At 47.0% G+C, this 16,994-nt stretch carries 20 protein-coding genes and 1 pseudogene; 17 read left to right on the top strand and 4 right to left on the bottom strand.

Annotation, left to right across the window (positions count from 1 at the left end; translation table 11 throughout):
- Nucleotides 1-49: 49 nt before the first annotated feature.
- Both OCV69_RS04850 and OCV69_RS04845 read left to right on the top strand, forming a co-directional pair.
- Entirely contained in the window at nt 50-478 is a 429-nt protein-coding gene (locus OCV69_RS04850) for an MmcQ/YjbR family DNA-binding protein (protein ID WP_158358185.1), read from the top strand.
- Complete coding sequence (locus OCV69_RS04845) at nt 447-878, top strand: hypothetical protein (RefSeq protein WP_158358187.1); 432 nt, start codon at nt 447-449, stop codon at nt 876-878. The genes OCV69_RS04850 and OCV69_RS04845 overlap by 32 nt, the downstream gene beginning before the upstream one ends.
- A gap of 71 nt (nt 879-949) precedes the next feature.
- On the opposite strand, the gene OCV69_RS04840 is transcribed toward OCV69_RS04845, so the two are convergent.
- Both OCV69_RS04840 and OCV69_RS04835 read right to left on the bottom strand, forming a co-directional pair.
- Nucleotides 950-1,462, bottom strand: a complete 513-nt coding sequence (locus tag OCV69_RS04840) for an ImmA/IrrE family metallo-endopeptidase (protein WP_257360077.1) — start codon at nt 1,460-1,462, stop codon at nt 950-952.
- 45 nt (nt 1,463-1,507) lie between these two features.
- Entirely contained in the window at nt 1,508-1,924 is a 417-nt protein-coding gene (locus OCV69_RS04835; RefSeq protein WP_002576372.1) for a helix-turn-helix domain-containing protein, read from the bottom strand.
- 201 nt (nt 1,925-2,125) lie between these two features.
- Here OCV69_RS04835 and OCV69_RS04830 point away from each other — a divergent pair, with 201 nt between their 5' ends.
- The 4 genes from OCV69_RS04830 (at nt 2,126) to OCV69_RS04815 (ending at nt 5,195) form a co-directional block, all read left to right on the top strand.
- The gene (locus tag OCV69_RS04830) at nt 2,126-3,361 is read left to right on the top strand and encodes a DNA polymerase Y family protein (protein ID WP_158358191.1); all 1,236 of its coding nucleotides are present in this window, start codon (nt 2,126-2,128) and stop codon (nt 3,359-3,361) included.
- Between the two features lie 81 nt (nt 3,362-3,442).
- Nucleotides 3,443-3,703, top strand: coding sequence for a hypothetical protein (locus tag OCV69_RS04825; protein ID WP_008396548.1), 261 nt, complete (start codon nt 3,443-3,445; stop codon nt 3,701-3,703).
- Nucleotides 3,700-4,299, top strand: coding sequence for an ImmA/IrrE family metallo-endopeptidase (locus OCV69_RS04820; protein ID WP_262563008.1), 600 nt, complete (start codon nt 3,700-3,702; stop codon nt 4,297-4,299). Before OCV69_RS04825 ends, OCV69_RS04820 begins: the two co-directional genes overlap by 4 nt.
- Before the next feature lie 605 nt (nt 4,300-4,904).
- Nucleotides 4,905-5,195: a helix-turn-helix domain-containing protein gene (locus OCV69_RS04815; RefSeq protein ID WP_002576367.1), complete on the top strand. Its 291-nt coding sequence runs from the start codon at nt 4,905-4,907 to the stop codon at nt 5,193-5,195.
- A 277-nt stretch (nt 5,196-5,472) separates the two neighbouring features.
- Here OCV69_RS04815 and OCV69_RS16970 read toward each other — a convergent pair.
- Nucleotides 5,473-5,655: pseudogene (locus tag OCV69_RS16970) on the bottom strand (ATP-binding protein); the annotation flags it as partial.
- Nucleotides 5,656-5,800: 145 nt separating this feature from the next.
- Between OCV69_RS16970 and OCV69_RS04805 the strand changes: the two are divergent.
- The 8 genes from OCV69_RS04805 (at nt 5,801) to OCV69_RS04770 (ending at nt 13,442) form a co-directional block, all read left to right on the top strand.
- Nucleotides 5,801-6,952, top strand: coding sequence for an AAA family ATPase (locus OCV69_RS04805; protein ID WP_008396556.1), 1,152 nt, complete (start codon nt 5,801-5,803; stop codon nt 6,950-6,952).
- A 12-nt stretch (nt 6,953-6,964) separates the two neighbouring features.
- The gene (locus OCV69_RS04800) at nt 6,965-7,483 is read left to right on the top strand and encodes a hypothetical protein (protein ID WP_002576365.1); all 519 of its coding nucleotides are present in this window, start codon (nt 6,965-6,967) and stop codon (nt 7,481-7,483) included.
- A gap of 648 nt (nt 7,484-8,131) precedes the next feature.
- Complete coding sequence (locus tag OCV69_RS04795; protein WP_002576364.1) at nt 8,132-8,554, top strand: type II toxin-antitoxin system PemK/MazF family toxin; 423 nt, start codon at nt 8,132-8,134, stop codon at nt 8,552-8,554.
- Nucleotides 8,547-8,777 carry a MerR family transcriptional regulator gene (locus OCV69_RS04790; RefSeq protein WP_002576363.1) on the top strand — a complete coding sequence of 77 codons (231 nt, stop codon included), beginning with the start codon at nt 8,547-8,549 and terminating at the stop codon, nt 8,775-8,777. The genes OCV69_RS04795 and OCV69_RS04790 overlap by 8 nt, the downstream gene beginning before the upstream one ends.
- 71 nt (nt 8,778-8,848) lie before the next feature.
- Nucleotides 8,849-10,057: a tyrosine-type recombinase/integrase gene (locus tag OCV69_RS04785; RefSeq protein ID WP_158358197.1), complete on the top strand. Its 1,209-nt coding sequence runs from the start codon at nt 8,849-8,851 to the stop codon at nt 10,055-10,057.
- A gap of 146 nt (nt 10,058-10,203) precedes the next feature.
- Nucleotides 10,204-11,415 (top strand): tyrosine-type recombinase/integrase, encoded by a 1,212-nt coding sequence (locus tag OCV69_RS04780; RefSeq protein WP_158358199.1) that lies wholly within the window; start codon nt 10,204-10,206, stop codon nt 11,413-11,415.
- A gap of 391 nt (nt 11,416-11,806) precedes the next feature.
- Nucleotides 11,807-12,766, top strand: a complete 960-nt coding sequence (locus tag OCV69_RS04775) for a helix-turn-helix domain-containing protein (protein WP_158358201.1) — start codon at nt 11,807-11,809, stop codon at nt 12,764-12,766.
- Nucleotides 12,750-13,442 (top strand): hypothetical protein, encoded by a 693-nt coding sequence (locus tag OCV69_RS04770; protein WP_262563007.1) that lies wholly within the window; start codon nt 12,750-12,752, stop codon nt 13,440-13,442. The genes OCV69_RS04775 and OCV69_RS04770 overlap by 17 nt, the downstream gene beginning before the upstream one ends.
- Nucleotides 13,443-13,852: 410 nt before the next feature.
- On the opposite strand, the gene OCV69_RS04765 is transcribed toward OCV69_RS04770, so the two are convergent.
- Complete coding sequence (locus OCV69_RS04765; protein ID WP_158358203.1) at nt 13,853-14,410, bottom strand: hypothetical protein; 558 nt, start codon at nt 14,408-14,410, stop codon at nt 13,853-13,855.
- Between the two features lie 289 nt (nt 14,411-14,699).
- Here OCV69_RS04765 and greA point away from each other — a divergent pair, with 289 nt between their 5' ends.
- The 3 genes from greA (at nt 14,700) to OCV69_RS04750 (ending at nt 16,928) form a co-directional block, all read left to right on the top strand.
- Nucleotides 14,700-15,203 (top strand): transcription elongation factor GreA, encoded by a 504-nt coding sequence (greA, locus tag OCV69_RS04760; protein ID WP_022273568.1) that lies wholly within the window; start codon nt 14,700-14,702, stop codon nt 15,201-15,203.
- A 38-nt stretch (nt 15,204-15,241) separates the two neighbouring features.
- Nucleotides 15,242-16,573 carry a 2-hydroxycarboxylate transporter family protein gene (locus tag OCV69_RS04755; RefSeq protein ID WP_262563006.1) on the top strand — a complete coding sequence of 444 codons (1,332 nt, stop codon included), beginning with the start codon at nt 15,242-15,244 and terminating at the stop codon, nt 16,571-16,573.
- An 88-nt stretch (nt 16,574-16,661) separates the two neighbouring features.
- A complete protein-coding gene (locus OCV69_RS04750; protein ID WP_331485638.1) occupies nt 16,662-16,928 on the top strand; it encodes a hypothetical protein in 267 nt (88 codons plus the stop codon).
- Nucleotides 16,929-16,994: the final 66 nt, after the last annotated feature.

The raw sequence follows: 16,994 nt of genomic DNA, 5'->3' as shown, positions 1-16,994 counted from the left end.
AACAGGTTGTTGCACAAAACCACACATAAAACAGCGGGGAAGCGATGGAGTGACACGACAAGAATTATTTACATGGATACGTCAGCAGTACGGCACAGAGCCGGAATACCCCTGGCATGACTGGAATGCTGTGCTGCGGCACAACGACAATAATAAATGGTATGGTGTGGTTTTGGAAGTATCCGCTGATAAGTTGAGACTGCCGGAAGTAGGCATCATTGATGTCCTTAATGTGAAAAGTGATCCGCTGCTGATCGGCTCTCTTCGCAGGCAGGACGGCTATTTTCCGGCCTATCACATGAACAAAGAAAAATGGCTCAGTATTCAGCTCGGCAAACCAGAACTGGATGATGCCATCAAAGACCTGCTTTCTTTGAGCTATGAGCTGACAGCACCGAAAAAGCGAAACAGAAAGTTACCAGCAAATAATCCGGGAGATTCCGCAAATGGCAAAGAAAAAGAAGCTGACGAAGGCTGAGCGAAAGGAAACACGCCTCCGAAAAGGCAAGCAGTGGCTGCTCACCTATACCGGCTCACCGAAAAAGATGAACAAGCATTACCGGGAACGCTTTCATGTGGATGCAGTGACGGCTGCTAAAGATTTGCAGGAGCTGGGGCTCAACTATACACAGGAGCAGCTCGACCAGATTAAACGGGCCGAAGAACAGCGGCTCCGGCAGCGGAGAATGGAGCGGGAAGCGAAGGAACGGGAGCGGCTGGCAGAACTGTATGAGGACTGCGATGGTCGTTTTGCTTTTATCGCTGGATATACAGATGGCGGCGCACCATATGGTGTGATGTGGGAAGAAGTCGGCATTGATCCGGGACTGCCGTTTGAGGAAAAAGTGAAGCTCTATCGCATGCAGATGTTAGGCTGATAATTGTGCAAGCACCGCCTGCATAATTTGCAACAAAAAAGAGGAGCCAGTCCAGGCTCCTCGAAGGTACATTATTTCAAAAAGTTGCTCTTATGTTCCAGTGCGTGCAGATTATATCCAAGTGTGGCCAGGTGTGCTACCTTCAGCGCAACCAGATTGATGTCAGTGGACATCGCGCTGGCGATCTGCTCGGCTGTGTATCCATACTCATAGATGTAGCGAAGGACTTCGTTGCTGTCCATCAGGATCTCCGCTGCTACGATATTGGCCTCATATTCCGGTTTGGATTTCATGTCATAGAGCATGAACTCATGAATCGGGGTGGTTTTCGCCATATTCCGGTGAAGCTGGTCATGCCCTAATTCATGTGCGCACACGATGCGCAGCATATTTTCATCCAGACTGTTATTCAGGAAAATAAAGCGATTTCGTTTAATCACCCGGTACATTCCCTTCAGGGAGCCGAAATTTTCGCAAAGCATGACATTGATACCAAGCTGCCTTGCAATTTCAAAAGGGTCTCTGGAACCGCAGCGTTTTACCAGTTTCTCACCGACCCGTGAAAGCTGTTCCGCATTCATCATACCACCTCCAGTTTACAGTATAGCGAAAAGTGTGTACGATAAATATCACTGATCGGATTTTTTACGCCTCGTTTTCGGGGCGTATTTTTTATTGTTCTCTTTGGCAATCCAGTAGGCATCGGTCAGAGCTTTATAAGCTCCTTCGATGGCATCTTCGCTTAATTCGCCGCCAGCGAACATACCGGTCACTTCGCTGACCAGTTCTTCAATATCTTTCGCTGCTTTTGCGCCGCCTTTTTCATGAGCTTCTACAACGTAGGTGCCGCTGCTTCCCAGCAGGTACTCAGTAGTAGTATTCAGCGCATCCGCAATCTTCTGGATCGTGACCATATTGGATGGTTTACGGCTGCCAAGCTCATAATTCTGAATTGTGCGGGCGGTTACACCGGCCTTCTCTGCAAGTTCTACCTGAGTTAAATTGGCTTCTGTTCTTTTTTCTTTCAACCTTTCTTTGAAGACCATAGGAATACCTCTTTCTTTTTTGATGACGAGCACGAACACTATTTCATAAAAGACTATTGACACGAAAAACTGTACTTGCTATAATGACGATGAAAACACGAAATACAATTCGTGTAATTATAGTATCACAAGAAATGCTGTGTGTCAATGCGTTCGTGAAAAGTTGTTCGTGCTTTCACGAACGGAGAGGAGGAATACGGGATGCAAAGAGTGATTCTTCATTGTGATATGAATAATTTCTATGCCTCTGTCGAGTGTATGCTGAACCCGGAACTGAAGAACAAGCCGGTGGCAGTGTGCGGTTCTGTGGAGGAACGGCATGGCATCGTACTTGCGAAGAACTATGCAGCAAAGGCGTTTGGCGTTTCCACGGGAGAGGCAATCTGGCAAGCAAAGCAGAAGTGCCAGAATCTTGTGATCGTGGAGCCGCACTATGAGCAATATATGAAGTTTTCAAAGCTGGCTCGTGAAATATACGGTCGCTATACCGATCAGATCGAGCCGTATGGGATGGACGAATGCTGGCTGGATGTGACCGGAAGCGGCTGCATGGGAACCGGATTTGAAATTGCAGATGAGATTCGCAGAACGGTTAAGTTTGAATTGGGACTTACGATTTCCGCAGGAGTGAGTTTCAACAAGATTTTTGCCAAGCTTGGGTCGGATATGAAAAAGCCGGATGCGATTACCTGCATCGAAGCAGATTCATTCCGGGAGAAGATTTGGTGTCTTCCCGCCTCTGATTTGCTTGGAGTCGGCAGAGCGACCGAGAATGTTCTGTCCGGTTATGGGATTCATACCATTGGAGAGCTTGCTGCAACATCGGATGATTTCTTGAAGTGCCGCCTTGGAAAGAATGGACTGACGATTAAGAAATATGCCAATGGACTGGATGATTCGCCGGTTATGCGTTCCGATTATGTCTCCCCAGTAAAGAGCATTGGGCACGGGATAACGACCATGCAGGATTTGGAGAATAACGCCGAAGTCTGGTGTGTCATGCTGGAACTGGTGCAGGAGATCGGAACCAAGCTGCGAGCACATAAAAAGAAAGCTGGCGGAATAGCGATTTCCATCCGCAACAACGAGCTTTACACGAAAGAGTGGCAGTGCCGGATTGGTATTCCGACACAAAGCCCCACCTATCTGGCGAAAACCGCATTTGTTCTGTTTGCAAAGAACTATCAGTGGGAGCATCCGATTCGTTCAGTGACGGTTCGGGCAATCAACCTGTTTGAAGAGGATTGTCCGATACAATACGACCTATTCACCGACGTGAAATCACTGGATCGCCAGGAACGGCTAGACGCAGCGATTGAGCAGATTCGATTCCGATTCGGGAAAGATGCGATTAAAAATGGGGTACTTTTTCAGAAAAGCAAGATGCCGACAGAGCGAAAAGTGGATTTGGTTATGCCGACAGGAATGATTGGTTAATACAGCACCGGTAGAATCTGGTGAGTTCTTTGCTAAAAGAAGTCAACACATTCGCCGGTTTACAGAGGAGGAGCGTAGAATATGTCGGAACAGAAATGTAGAAAAGTATATGTACCTGTGAACTTGGATGTGGATGCAGAGGGGAATATCCGCCCGCGCCTAATTCGATGGATTGACGGACGGGTGTATGAGATCGACCGATTGAAGCATAAGTGCCGAGCTTCTTCAACGAAAGTGGGCGGCTGCGGAATTCGTTATACGGTCATGATCGGTGGGCATGAGAGTTTTCTGTTCAACGAAGATGAAAAATGGTTCGTTGAGGCAAAGGAGCAGTGCCTATGATCCTTTCACAGAAAAAAATAGAAGAAATCGCTGTTGCAGTGATAAGAGATTTTCAAAAGTCCTTTTTCGGCAGCGAAGCAGATGATCCGGCAAGATTTGCGCTTCCGACACCCATTGACCAGTTTGCATCCGATTATCTGAACTTGAAGTTGTCATTTCAAAAACTATCCTCGGACGGTAGCATCTATGGTCTGACCGCGTATGTGGATACGGAATATCAGATAGAAGTCGATGGAAGTCAGAGAAGCATCTTTCTGAAAACCAATGATGTGGTCCTGGATAAGAGCTTCATTGAACCGGCGAATATCCGGAAACTCTGCGGAAAACGCAGGTTTACGCTGGCACATGAGTGTGCTCACCAGATTTTGTTTCAGCTGGATGCCGATGACCGAAAGATAGCCTGCCATAAGAGATCGGAAGTGCGGGGAAATGGCTCCCGCATCCTGAGAACGCAGGAAGATTGGAACGAGTGGCAGGCCAATTCGCTGGGAGCTGCCATCCTGATGCCCCAGTCAGAAGTGGATCGGGCGATGTGGTTCATCAACAGCAGAAAGCCTCTGACATGTTATGGATGGCGTTTTTATGACAAAGACTAGGTGAAGATAGATACTTTCTGTGGTGTCTTTGGCGTTTCGAAATCGGCAGCTGCTATACGCTTGGAACAACTGGGCTATCTGAACCGGAAAAAGGATTATGAATATCGTGATCCATTGGAGGTGTGGCCATGAGCAGGAATATCAGAGTATCGGAACCATCTGCGGAAATGCAGATTAAAATCATCCGGGCAAAGGATGCGATTGCTTCGCAAAAGCCCAGGATTGTCAGGTGCCCTTATTGCCGACACAGTTCAATCATCGTCTTTGAGGATACCAGAGGACATGTGCAGACCAAATGCAAGGCCTGCGGACGCGAGACCGTCTTCAATGTTTTGGAGATGAGAAGATTACGGAGATTGCAGCTCTACTATTCGTCTTTGAATGGTTGAGATGACAATAAATAACCCTATTAACACAATTTTATAAGTCATAGCTGTGCTGTGGAGCCGCTGACAGGCGAAGTCTTCCGAATGCCGCATGAGACAGAATTATGGGATACCCATGTTCTGTTTTATCGGCACAGGATTTTTCTTCACCGTCATGCGGCTCTTTTTTTGACCTTCCGTCGATCCGGTTCTGTACCGGCTGTGCGGAAGGAGAAACGTATGTATTTTGACGCAAAAGAGTTTGGTAAGAGACTTCACGATGTTCGCACTTCCCGTGGCATTACGCAGGAGGAACTGGCGGTTCGCCTGGGCCTGGCAAGCAAGCAGCATGTCAGCCGCATGGAGAACGGTGAACGCAGCTGCTCTATTGACTTGCTGATTGAACTGTCCTGCATCCTCCATGTCAGCACGGATTATCTTCTGATGGGCAGCGAGCCAAGCAAAGAGGAAGTCAAAAATGATCTTCTTAGTATTATTTCGGAGCTGTCTACGATTGCGAAGAAAATCTAAAAAGCATTAGGCGCAATATAACTGCTGACGGCGTAGAATCATGGTGGCTATCTTGGTGGATACCTTGATGGGTGTCATCCTCTAAGTTATCATGGGTTGTATCATGGGTTGCGTCATAGGACTTATCATTGGCTGTACCCATGATAGAGTGAGCATGAGTGATTTGAGCACCCTCACTGCCGTGGGCAATAAGGTGGATACAAAGATTCAAAACTGTGTGTGGGATGTCCGGCGATTTATCTTGCTCACTAACTTGGTCATTGACTAAGTTTTTCTGACTAAGTTGGTAATTTACATTTTTCAAGATGACTCTGAAATCTGTTGCCGTTGAGAAAATTTTCGGATTATATGCCGCTGTATATCCAGGCGGCTTTTCGGTTTCCCTGACGATTTTGCGTAGGCCGCTTCCATGACGCTCCATGTATTTCATGCGGTGGAACGGGTCAGCAATCACAGGGCTTGCCATATTGAACGGATACTTTTTAGTGTCAAAAACAAATCAGAAAATAAAAACGGAAAATCCGTTGATATTTTCTGATTTGCGGCGTATAATAAGATTATAAGAAAATAAAAACAAAAAAACCGTTTTTAGAGGAGGACTACCTATGAAAATACTCCGCATCACCGCACAAGGACTCCCATTATTCAAAAAAGACTTGGATATTTGCTTTTATACGCAGCAACGTGTTTGCGAAGAGGACAAAGATAGTCTTTACCGTTTGACGGATAACTACTATCTCCACTCTGCCTGTGCTTTCATTGGAATTAACGCATCTGGCAAGACCTCGGTATTAAAGGTCATTAGCTTGGCCTTAAATATTGTGAAAAATGAGCCCATCAATCATGTGGAGGCAAAAAGCATTCTTGGCGGAGCGAAGAATGTTACAATCCGCACATATTTTTATGATAAGCGTAGCTACGTCTGCTGCTTGGAAACTGTAATTGCGGCAAAGAAGTCGAAAACAGGGGAATATGTGTATTCGATTCTGTCTGAAAGCCTTTGGGAAAAACCGATTGCAACCGTTAAGTCGAAAAAGTATCTGACAGATTTTACAGGAATGAAGCCTGTAGAGCAGCGCAATAGCGATGAAGCATACCTTTCTGATGATGTCAGCTTTGTCATTGCGCATAATAAAAAAGCGAATGATACAGTGGAAATATTCAGCCTGCTTTCCTATACGAATGTGAATGTGCTTCCATTTACCGAAGATATTCCATTGGAGGTAATTGCATTTCTCGATCCGACTATTGAGAAATTGTGTTTTGAGCAGACAGAGGGAAAAACATTTATCCACTTGAAGTTTAAGGATGAAGAAGAGATTATCCTGAATAATGCGGCAGACCTTGAGCAGTATCTGTCCTCTGGTACGATTAAGGGTATTATTACATTCTCGATGGTAAAGGAAGTTCTTCATTCAGGTGGTTATCTTCTGGTAGATGAAATAGAGAATCATTTCAACAAGGAAATTGTAACGACCTTAGTGCGCTTCTTTATGGACAGCCGACTGAACAAAAATGGCGGAACGCTTATTTTCACTACGCATTATCCGGAACTGCTGGACGAATATGACCGAAATGACGGAATTTGTATCGTTAGAAACCGTAATGGCATTACAGCAGAAAATCTGAGCTATATATTGAAACGTAATGATATTAAAAAGAGTGATGCTTACCAGAGCGGCTTCCTTGAGGGAACAACGCCAGCATATGAAGCGTATATGCGCTTGAAGAAAAGCCTGGCTGCTTCAATCAATTAAGGAGGCGGCAGAATGGAATTAGCAAAATACAAGGCGTGTATATGTGAAGGCTCTGCCGAAGAAGCTATTATCGACATACTGGTTGATAATGATCTTCTGATTTTCAACAGAGAAGAAATGTTGGAAGAACGTGTCATTCGTTGCAGAAGTGCTAAACGATTCGAGGAGCGATACTTACGGAAAGGATTCGATGAGCAGATTTCTGTGATACGGATTTTGGATTCTCGCAGAGAGGAATTTCGATTGAGTAAAGCATATGAGCAGAAAATTGACGTGGTAAATGTCATTACTGCTCCAGAAATTGAAATGCTGATTATTCATGCGGAAGGAGCATATGATCAGTTTAAGCGTTCTGGAAAAAAACCAAGCGAATTTTGTAAAATAAATCTTCGGATGCATGATGTGAAGTCGTATGATTTTGTGAAGCAGTATTTCAGTAATCCTCAGCTCTTGGTGAAAGCCATAAAAGAGTATCGCAGAACAGCAAATATCCCCAAAGGAGAATACAGCTTGTCTGATTTGCTGAGATGAGCGTTGCTTTTTTGATACATTAGCCGTGACTCAAATGGTCACCAGGAGATAAACGGGTACCAGTTTATAGAAAATAGAATAGAATCGTCTTTGATGCCTCGTTGGGAAACCAACGGGGTATTTTTTTGCCTCAATCCGGCTGTATAGAACACTGAAAAAGTCAAAACGAACCGTATGTAGTCCTGCAAGGACAACCAAAGTGCGCCTACGAGGCCAACGCGAAACCGGAGGATTCTTGTTAAACTTACTTTGTAAGGACGAAAGTCCGGATGTCCCTTGAAAACTGCATACTCATTCTTCAGGTACATTCCTGTTTGGTCGAGCCTTCGACTGCACGCCATGAAGCCCATCGGGGCGATAGCGGTTTCGCAGAAGCAAATGCCGGATTGCAACCGGCGGCGGTGTTAAAGCCAGACAGGGACAATGATACTTCCGTAATTCGCGGTCCGGCCATAAGGAAGGCGGGATGGTTAAATTCCAATGGAGCAGTGAAGCACACTGCCGCCTGTGAGAAATCCTACATCTCTGGGGTGATAAGAAAAAGTACAGAGAAACCATATTTTCAGAAAGCGCTGCCGGGTGCTGTATCAGCATGATACCTGGCAGGCTTTATCCATATCAGTGTATGGAGATTGGAGACAACAGCATATGAAAGAAAACTGGGTTTATCGGCGAGGTGATTTATATCTCGCCAATCTCGGTGTTCCGGTCGGATCAAAGCAGGGCGGTGTTCGTCCTGTTGTGGTTCTTCAGAATGATGTCGGCAATTATTATGCGCCGACGATCACGATTGCTCCGCTGACATCGAAAATTGAGAAGAAGCGAAAACAGCCAACGCATTTCTTTCTCCGTAAAGCAAAGGGACTGGCAAAACCGTCTATGGTATTGGCAGAACAGCTCGACACCTGCGACAAGATATGCGTGATTCGCTATCTTGGGCGGGTAAGTAAGGGGCAGATGCGTGGGATTGATGAAGCTGTAAGGATTCAACTTGGATATTACATTCCGGAACAAGCAGAGAAAAAAAGGCAGGGCAAATGCCGAAAGGATGGCGAAGAAGGCGATGGATAAACTGATTACAAGGAAAGAAGCAGCCAGTATACTGGGAATCAGCGTAAAAACACTGGATGCTGCAAGAACAGACGGTTTGATCTCCTATGTTCAGTATGTGGAAAACGGCTGCGTTTATTTCACGGAAGTGGGGATTCAGGAGTACATTGCAAAATGTACGCACCGTGCAAAACCGATGGAACGTGCTGCGACATATCGCAAACCTCGAAGCTTTCGGCGGTGAAAATCGACATCGTTGAGTATGGACGATGAATCCGCAATAATGAAAGCATCAACAGGATTGGAGGTAATGATATGGCGGCAAGAAGAATGATGCTTCCCGATTATGGTACGGTGAGTATGAAGGGAACGCAATATTATCGAACCCGTGTAACAGATCAGCAGGGACGGCGGGTTTCCTTATATGCAAGAACGAGAGAGGAACTGTACCAGAAGGAACAGGAAGCGATCCAGCAGATTGAGAACAAGACGTATCGCCGCAGTACACCTACAGTGGAGGAGTATTGCGAGAAATGGCTGCTGATGCAGTCGGCACAGATCAGGATGACAACGCTGATCGACTATACATCGAAAGTGAAGAACTACATCATCAAGCCTTTGGGCGATATGCATATGGGAGATGTAACAGCAGATGACATTCGCCTGGCACTGTTGGCGGCATCGAAAAAGTCGGCATCCGTGTACAAATCAGTGAACGTTCTATATAAGTGTATTTTCACGGCAGCAATGGAGAGTAAGATCATTGATGAGAATCCGACCATCTATCTGAAGAAGAATGTGGGCGGGATTCCCCAGAAGGACCGCCTCCCGCTTACGGATGAGCAGGTGGATAAGCTGCTGGATGCCATTTACGGCTTACCGCCGTATGTGTTCGTGATGCTGGGGCTGTACGCAGGATTGCGGAGAGAAGAAATCCTCGGACTTCAATGGGATTCGGTGTATCTTGATTGCGAGGCTCCGTACCTTACCGTTCGGAGAGCCTGGCATACGGAGCATAATCGTCCGGTGATTCTGACAGAGCTGAAAACAAAGGCAGCGCATCGGAATGTCCCTCTGCCGGACAATCTTCTGGAATGTCTGAAAGAGGCGAAGAAGACATCGACATCGGATTTTGTGGTTGCAAACCGGGATGGAGACCCGTTGTCCTATACGCAGTTCAAGAGATTATGGCAGTATATCGTAACCCGTACCACCAAGGAACGCTGCTATTACCGCTATGAAGATGGCAAGAGGGTGAAGCATACGGTGAAGCCGGTTCTGGGGGAAAAGGCAGCACACAATGGAAATGTGGTTTACAGTCTGGACTTTGAGGTGACTCCGCATCAGCTGCGGCACACCTACATTACGAATCTGATTCATGCTTCGGTTGATCCGAAGACGGTTCAGTATCTTGCCGGTCATGAAAGCAGCAAGATCACCATGGATATTTACGCCAAGGTGAAATATAATCGCCCAGAGCAGCTCGCAGGAGTGCTGGAAGATGCTTTTGCATTGTGGGATTAAGAGTAAATCAGAAAGAAATTAGGGCAGGGATGGTCAAAAATCCCTGCCCTTTTTACATACATTCGACATCCTTGAAGGAAGTGCTGTACGCCATGATAATAAAAGTGACAACACGCAATGTATGAAGATAGATAGGAGGAGAACACATGGCTAAAGGGAAAAAGCGTCCTGCTGAACTTCCGGAATACGGAACAGTGATGATGAAAGGGGTACAGTATTACCGCACCCGGATTACAGATGCAGACGGAAAGAGAGTGGCGATTTATGGGCTGACACGCGAAGAATTGTATGACCGGGTGGAAGATGCCCAGAAGAAAATCGCGGAAGTGGTTTTCCATAGAGAGAATCCGACCGTGGAAGAGTACTGTGAAAAATGGTTGCTGATGCGGTCTGGAACGGTAAGAACTAATACGTTGGAAGGATACGCACGGATGATGAATCGGTACATCGTGGGTCCGATTGGACAGATGTATATGGACGAGGTGACCACAGATGACCTGCGGCTGCTGATGGTTCCGTTATCAAAAGGTTCTTCCGGAATGTATGGTCAGCTCAATATGCTGATTAAGAACATTTTTAATTCAGCAGAAGAGAGCAAGGTGATTAAAGAGAATCCATCCAAAACGATTTGCGCAAGAGGCGGAAAGCCAGCGAAACGGCGCGAGGCTTTGACGGATGAACAGACTGCCATTTTGCTGGATAGCATTCGTGAGCTTCCACCGTATGTCTTCGTGATGATCGGTTTGTACGCGGGATTGCGTAGAGAAGAGATCCTTGGATTAAAATGGGACTGCGTATTCCTGGATGAAAAAACGCCGTACATTTCGGTAAGGCGTGCATGGCATGTGGAAGGCGGTGAGCCGGTAGTCAACACGCTATTGAAGACACCGGCAGCAAAACGAGATGTTCCGATTCCAAAATGCCTGGTAGCCTGTCTCAAGGAAGAAAGGGAAAAAGCAGAATCGGAATATGTGATCTCGAATTCGAAGGGAACTGTTTTGACGGAAACACAGTTTGTGAGAGTCTGGAAGTACATAACAGTCCGTTCTACTGCAGAACGCTGTTATTACACTTATGTAAATGGACAGTCCATCAAGCATAGAATAAAGCCAAGGCTTGGTGAGCATCAGCCGAATAATCCCAAACTGGTGTATACGATGGACTTCAAGGTGACTCCGCACATGCTGCGGCACACCTACATCACCAATCTGATTTACAAAGGTGTTGATCCTAAGACAGTGCAGTATCTGGCAGGCCATGAGAACAGCAAAACGACTATGGACATCTATGCGAAAGTCAAGTATAATAAACCTGAGGAATTAAGCAGCGTTGTGAATGCTGCATTCGGGCTGCGTTAAACTGCACCAAAAATTTCGCGATTTCGTGGGTTTACCTATGGGTTTACTGAGAGAGGAAAGCCTGAAAAACCGCATGAATACTGGTCTTTTTGGATCAAGGTCAGGTGAGTACGGCTTAAAGGCAGCTCGTCGCGCTCCGCAGTTCAGCAAGCGTTAATTTCTGTCGGCCAGACAATTTCAAACGGTATTTTACAGCCCTCCCGGGATTTCTTCCGGGAGGGTTTTTGTGAATGTCTGGTGCAGTGTGGGTGTAATGCTCATGCTGCACCGTTTTTTTGTGTGAAAATGACTTTTAATAATGTTGATTTTTGATTACTCTTAACTCAAATATTGTACCTTAACTTAAAATAAGTTATAATACAGAAAAAGAGTTAAGATTGCAGGTGATGACATGGAATATCTCAATAAAGTTCTTGGAGTCAAGGTTACCTATGAGGATGTGGATTTTAAGCACTTACCCAATTTTATAGTCACAAGGTATCGCTTACAGATGGTGTCTATGAATGAGCAGAAGATGGTTTTTCTTTATCCTAAGGCAGAACTGGAGCAGATTGAAGTACTGAAAAAGCATATTGCTCGGATACAGAAAAATGAGAACTTGCCCGTTGTGCTGGTGCTAAAAGAACTTAGCTATCGCCAGAAAGAATATTTGATTCGTGAGAAGATTCCGTTTATTGTAGATGGAAAGCAAATTTATTTGCCCTTTATGGCAGTGTATTTGCAGGAACGGTGCAGTGCCGAAAAAAAGTCACGGGAAGAAATCCTTCCATCGGCGCAGATGCTTCTACTGCATTTCATTTATGGAGGGGCACAGGAACTATCCACAAGTCAAGCTGCGAAGGACTTGGAACTGACACCTACTTCTATATCAAGGGCATCGAGACAGCTTGAAGAAATGGGATTGCTGCATATCAGGAAAGTAGGTGTACAGAGGATCATGCAATCTGAGGATTCTCCGAAAAAACTGTTCCAAAAAGCAGGAGATAAGTTGCTGAACCCAATAAAACGAACGGTTTATATTCCGAAAGAATTCGTGGGAACAGATTTGCTGGAAAGCGGATATTCGGCATTGGCAGAGTATTCCATGCTGAACGCACCGAATGTCAGATGCTATGCAGCAGAAAGAATCTCTCAATGGAAAGATGTTATGACCAATAGATTGCAGGATTCGCAGGTGCAAGTGGCCGTAGAAATGTGGAGATACAATCCACGAAAATTGTCTACGCGAAATACTGTAGACGAACTTTCTTTGGCATTGGCATTGAGAGAAGATGCGGATGAACGGGTTGAAGAAGCAGTAGAAGAAATGCTGAATGAACTGTGGAGGAAGATAGATGGTTACAGGGATTGACAGCTTTAAGGAATGGTTCAAGGGCAGTGAAGAACAATATGTCATCATTGGAGGAACGGCGTGTGACATTCTGATGACGGAAGAAGGTTTGGATTTCCGAGCAACAAAGGATATTGACCTTGTTCTGATCATAGACGCAGTTGATGCAAATTTTGGAAAGAAATTCTGGGAATATGTAAAACAGGCGGGATATGAGCATTGCAGCAAAAGTTCGGGAGCACCGCAGTTTTATCGGTTTAGTCACCCTATCACGAATCAGTATCCTGCGATGATTGAACTTTTTACTCGAAAACTGGATGCTATTCAGCTTCCAGAAGATGCAGTTTTAACGCCGCTGCCGATGGATGAAGATATTTCAAGTCTGTCCGCGATTCTTTTGGATGAGGATTACTATGAATTCTTGAAGCAGGGGAAAGTCACTGTTGATGGAGTGACTGTTTTGGATGCGGCACATTTGATTCCATTTAAGGCAAAAGCGTGGATGGATTTGACAGATCGTAAGGCCGCAGGAGAACACGTTGACAGCAAAAACATTAAGAAGCATAAGAATGATGTTTTCCGTCTGACGGAATTGATTGATCCCACGGTCAAGACAGCAGCTCCCCAAGGAGTTTATGCCGATATTCAAGAGTTTGTCCAGCGGATGAAAACGTGGATATTAAGCAATTGGGGTTAGTTGGCAGAACAAAGGAGAAGCTTCTGGAAGAATTGGAAGCAATGTATGAGACACTTTAAGTAGATATTTGAACAGACAAGAGCATTGATCTGACGAATGGGAGGTATGCTTCATGCCGTTGCAGATTATCAGAAACGATATTACAAAAATGAGCGTTGACGCAATCGTCAATGCTGCCAACACTTAAATAATAATTCAGAGGTTTCCAGGCAGTTATTCTGGTTTTCCAACGGATAAGCACCAATTGTATAAAGAAAAACATGGAAGGTGCTGCCAGATGGCGACACCTTCTTGCTTTAATAAAGAATGTTTGTAGGCCATGAACGTATATTCTGTAATGACAATATCGCAGGTGGAAGCAAATTGATCCAGTGAAACAGAGAATAGGCTGTCTGTACAGTCAGGGGACGTTACGAAACGCCGTCCCCTGCTGTCATATTTTTATAAAGCCCATAGACCATCCAGGTCATGGAGACCGTAAAGAAGATCTCCAGGGCGCTGCTGACGATCCCTGCCAGGATAAAAAGAAAGGCAGAGACGGCCACGATGATTCCGATCCCCCAGAGATATGGCCTGTATTCCCTGGGATCCCTCTGGTAAAGCTTTAGGACCGTAAGGAATACGCAGAGGATCAGACATGCGGCGGCCAGAAAGGCGAAGACGATGTGAAGGTAAGCCTTTAAGGGGAACATTTCCGGCAGATAGGGCGTGGTGACGGCAAAGTCCAGGAGCACCAGGGCCAGAGGCACCAGCCAGGTTCCCGCGGGCTTTTCCGGCATGTGGCGGAAGATCTTTCTTAAACAGACGAAGAAATAGATCCCGACCATAAGACCCCAGAGGACAAAGGCCTCGTTCCGGCCCGCAATATTTCCGAGAACGGAGAAGTTTGTGGTAAACCAGTCGCTTCCCGCCACAAAGAGGAGGGTGTAAACGGGGATCAGGATATAGGCAGTGAACGTGATCAGCATGGAGTTCTCCTTTTCTGGAAATTCTTACGCCGGATCCCATGTAAAAGGAAGAAACTCCAGAAGGCACCCGGCGAATGGGTATTGCAGACATTGTAGCATAAATACCAGTCCGGAACAAGCGGGTGAGATTTCCACATGTATACCCATAAAAAGCCTTTGCTGTTTCAGGGCCGGTACAGGGGACTGCGCCGGCTCTCTTCTGCCGGTTGATTTTTTCCCCGGTCCGCGGTAAGATGGTAGCACGGCGGCAGAGGAAAGGGCCGCCTTTCATGACAGGAGGAACACAGACATGTATAATGAACTGACTAAAAATGACATAAAAAAGATGGAGGAGGAGATCGAGTACCGGAAGCTGGTGGTCCGTAAGGAGGCCATTGAAGCGGTAAAGGAGGCCAGGGCCCAGGGAGATCTCAGCGAAAACTTTGAGTATTACGCAGCCAAAAAGGATAAAAACAAAAATGAGAGCCGGATCCGGTACCTGGAACGGATGATAAGGACCGCAAAGGTGATATCCGACGATTCAAAAGAGGATGAGATCGGGCTTTATAATACGGTGGATGTGTATTTTGAGGAGGACGACGAAACAGAAACGTACAAGATCGTCACCACAGTCCGGGGAAATTCCCTTAAAAACCTGATCAGCTCCGAGTCGCCTCTGGGAAAGGCGCTGCTGGGCCATAAGGTGGGCGACCGGGTCCATGTACAGATCAATGATAAGGCAGGGTATGATGTAATCGTAAAAAGGATCGAAAAAACGGTGGACGATGGCAGCGACGCTCTGAGGAGCTTTTAAAAACGGCAGCGGACGGCTTTAAGAGGGAGGAAAAGGCTTTGGAAACGTGCAGGGAAGCTTTGGAAAGAAGACAGGAAGGCAAGGCAGGGATGGGAGCGGGTCATAAGGACCATGGCCGGACGATCCTGGAAATGCCCCTGGGGCTGTATCTGGGGGTACTGGCGCTGACATCGGCCTGTATGTATACGGGCTGTGTACCCAAAAGCCTGGTACCGGCATTTCTGGTGCTGATGGTGTTCGGGGAAGGGCTGAATGCCATTGGAAATGCGGTGCCGGTGGTGAAAACGTATCTGGGTGGTTCAGTGATCTGCATCCTGGGCGCGGCGGCCATCCAGGCGGTGGGATTACTGCCGGAGCAGACGTATGCGACCATGGATTTTTTCATCAATGACAGCGGGTTCCTGATCTTTTATATTTCAGCGCTGATTACGGGGAGCCTGTTTAACATTGACCGGAAGCTTCTGCTGCGGGCCACGGTGCGGCTTCTTCCGGTGGCGGCGGCTTCTCTGGCTGTGGGGATCCTGGCTTCGGGACTCTTTGGCATCCTTCTGGGCCAGGGCTTCTGGGGCGGGATCCTGTACCTGGGAGTGCCCATGACCAGCGGCGGCATGACTGCGGGCACAGTTCCCCTTTCGGATATATATGCCCAGGCCCTGGGAGCCGACTCCTCGGCCATGCTGACGAAAATGGCTCCTGCCACAGTCCTTGGAAACTGCGTGGCCATTATTTTCGGCGGCCTGCTCAATAATCTTGGAAAGAGGCGGCCGGAGCTTACGGGAAACGGGATCCTGGTCAACGACGGCCGGCCGGTGAAGAAAACGCCTCCCATGAAGCCGTCCTTTGGCTCCTTGTGTACGGGAATGGTCATAGCCTTTGCCTTTTACCAGCTGGGGGCGGTGCTCCATAAATTTCTGCCCATGATCCCCACCTACGCCTGGATGATCCTGGCAGTGGTCCTGGTGAAGGGAACGGGGATCCTGTCAGAGACCCTGGAGGACGCGGCCAGGGAGTGGGGGCAGTTTGCCATCCACAGCTGGACGGCGGCAGCCCTTACGGGGATCGGATTCACGCTGATCGACCTGAATTCGATCCTGAAGACGCTGACGGTTCCCTATCTGCTTGCGGTGGCGGCAGTGGTGGCTGTGATCACGCTGACGGCGGCAGTTCTGGGAAAGCTGGCGGGATTTTATCCTCTGGAATCTGCCATTGCGGCCGGTATGTGCACCACCAACATGGGAGGCTCTGGAAATGTGGCCGTTTTAAGCAGCGCCCACCGCATGGAGCTCCTTCCATTTGCCCAGATCGTTACCAGGTCCTGCGGGGCTCTGATGCTGACCCTGGGAGGGATCCTGGTGCAGCTGGTGGGATAGCACGTTTTTCTTGCCAGAAACTTCCTTATATGATAAGATATCCGTAATTCAAAAACAATGTTATCAGATTTCTTAAGGGAGGGAGCCTATGTATCAGATTTCTAATTTTACAGACAACGACGATGTGAAGATCATTTCCAGGCTTGGGGCGTTCCAGGTGATCGAATACCAGCGGGATCTCAGCATCACTCCGTCATCGGCAGTCACAGCCTTTTACAGCGCCCAGATGAATGTGAAAAAGCGTCAGCTGGTCTGTGATCTGAGCCAGTCTCCGGTCACGATCCAGGCGGGAGCCATGCAGTGGATGCTGGGAAACGTGAACGCCACCACCGGGATCAAGGGCCCGGCCGCATAAGGGTATCATTTAAAACCGTCCAGGTTCAGTAAGTTGGGACACATGCTACACACCGTGTGGCATGTG

The organism is Alitiscatomonas aceti, from assembly GCF_025567195.1.
Lineage (GTDB): Bacteria > Bacillota > Clostridia > Lachnospirales > Lachnospiraceae > Alitiscatomonas > Alitiscatomonas aceti.
Note: the sequence above shows the minus strand (reverse complement) of the source record. Positions and strands in the feature narration are given on the sequence as shown.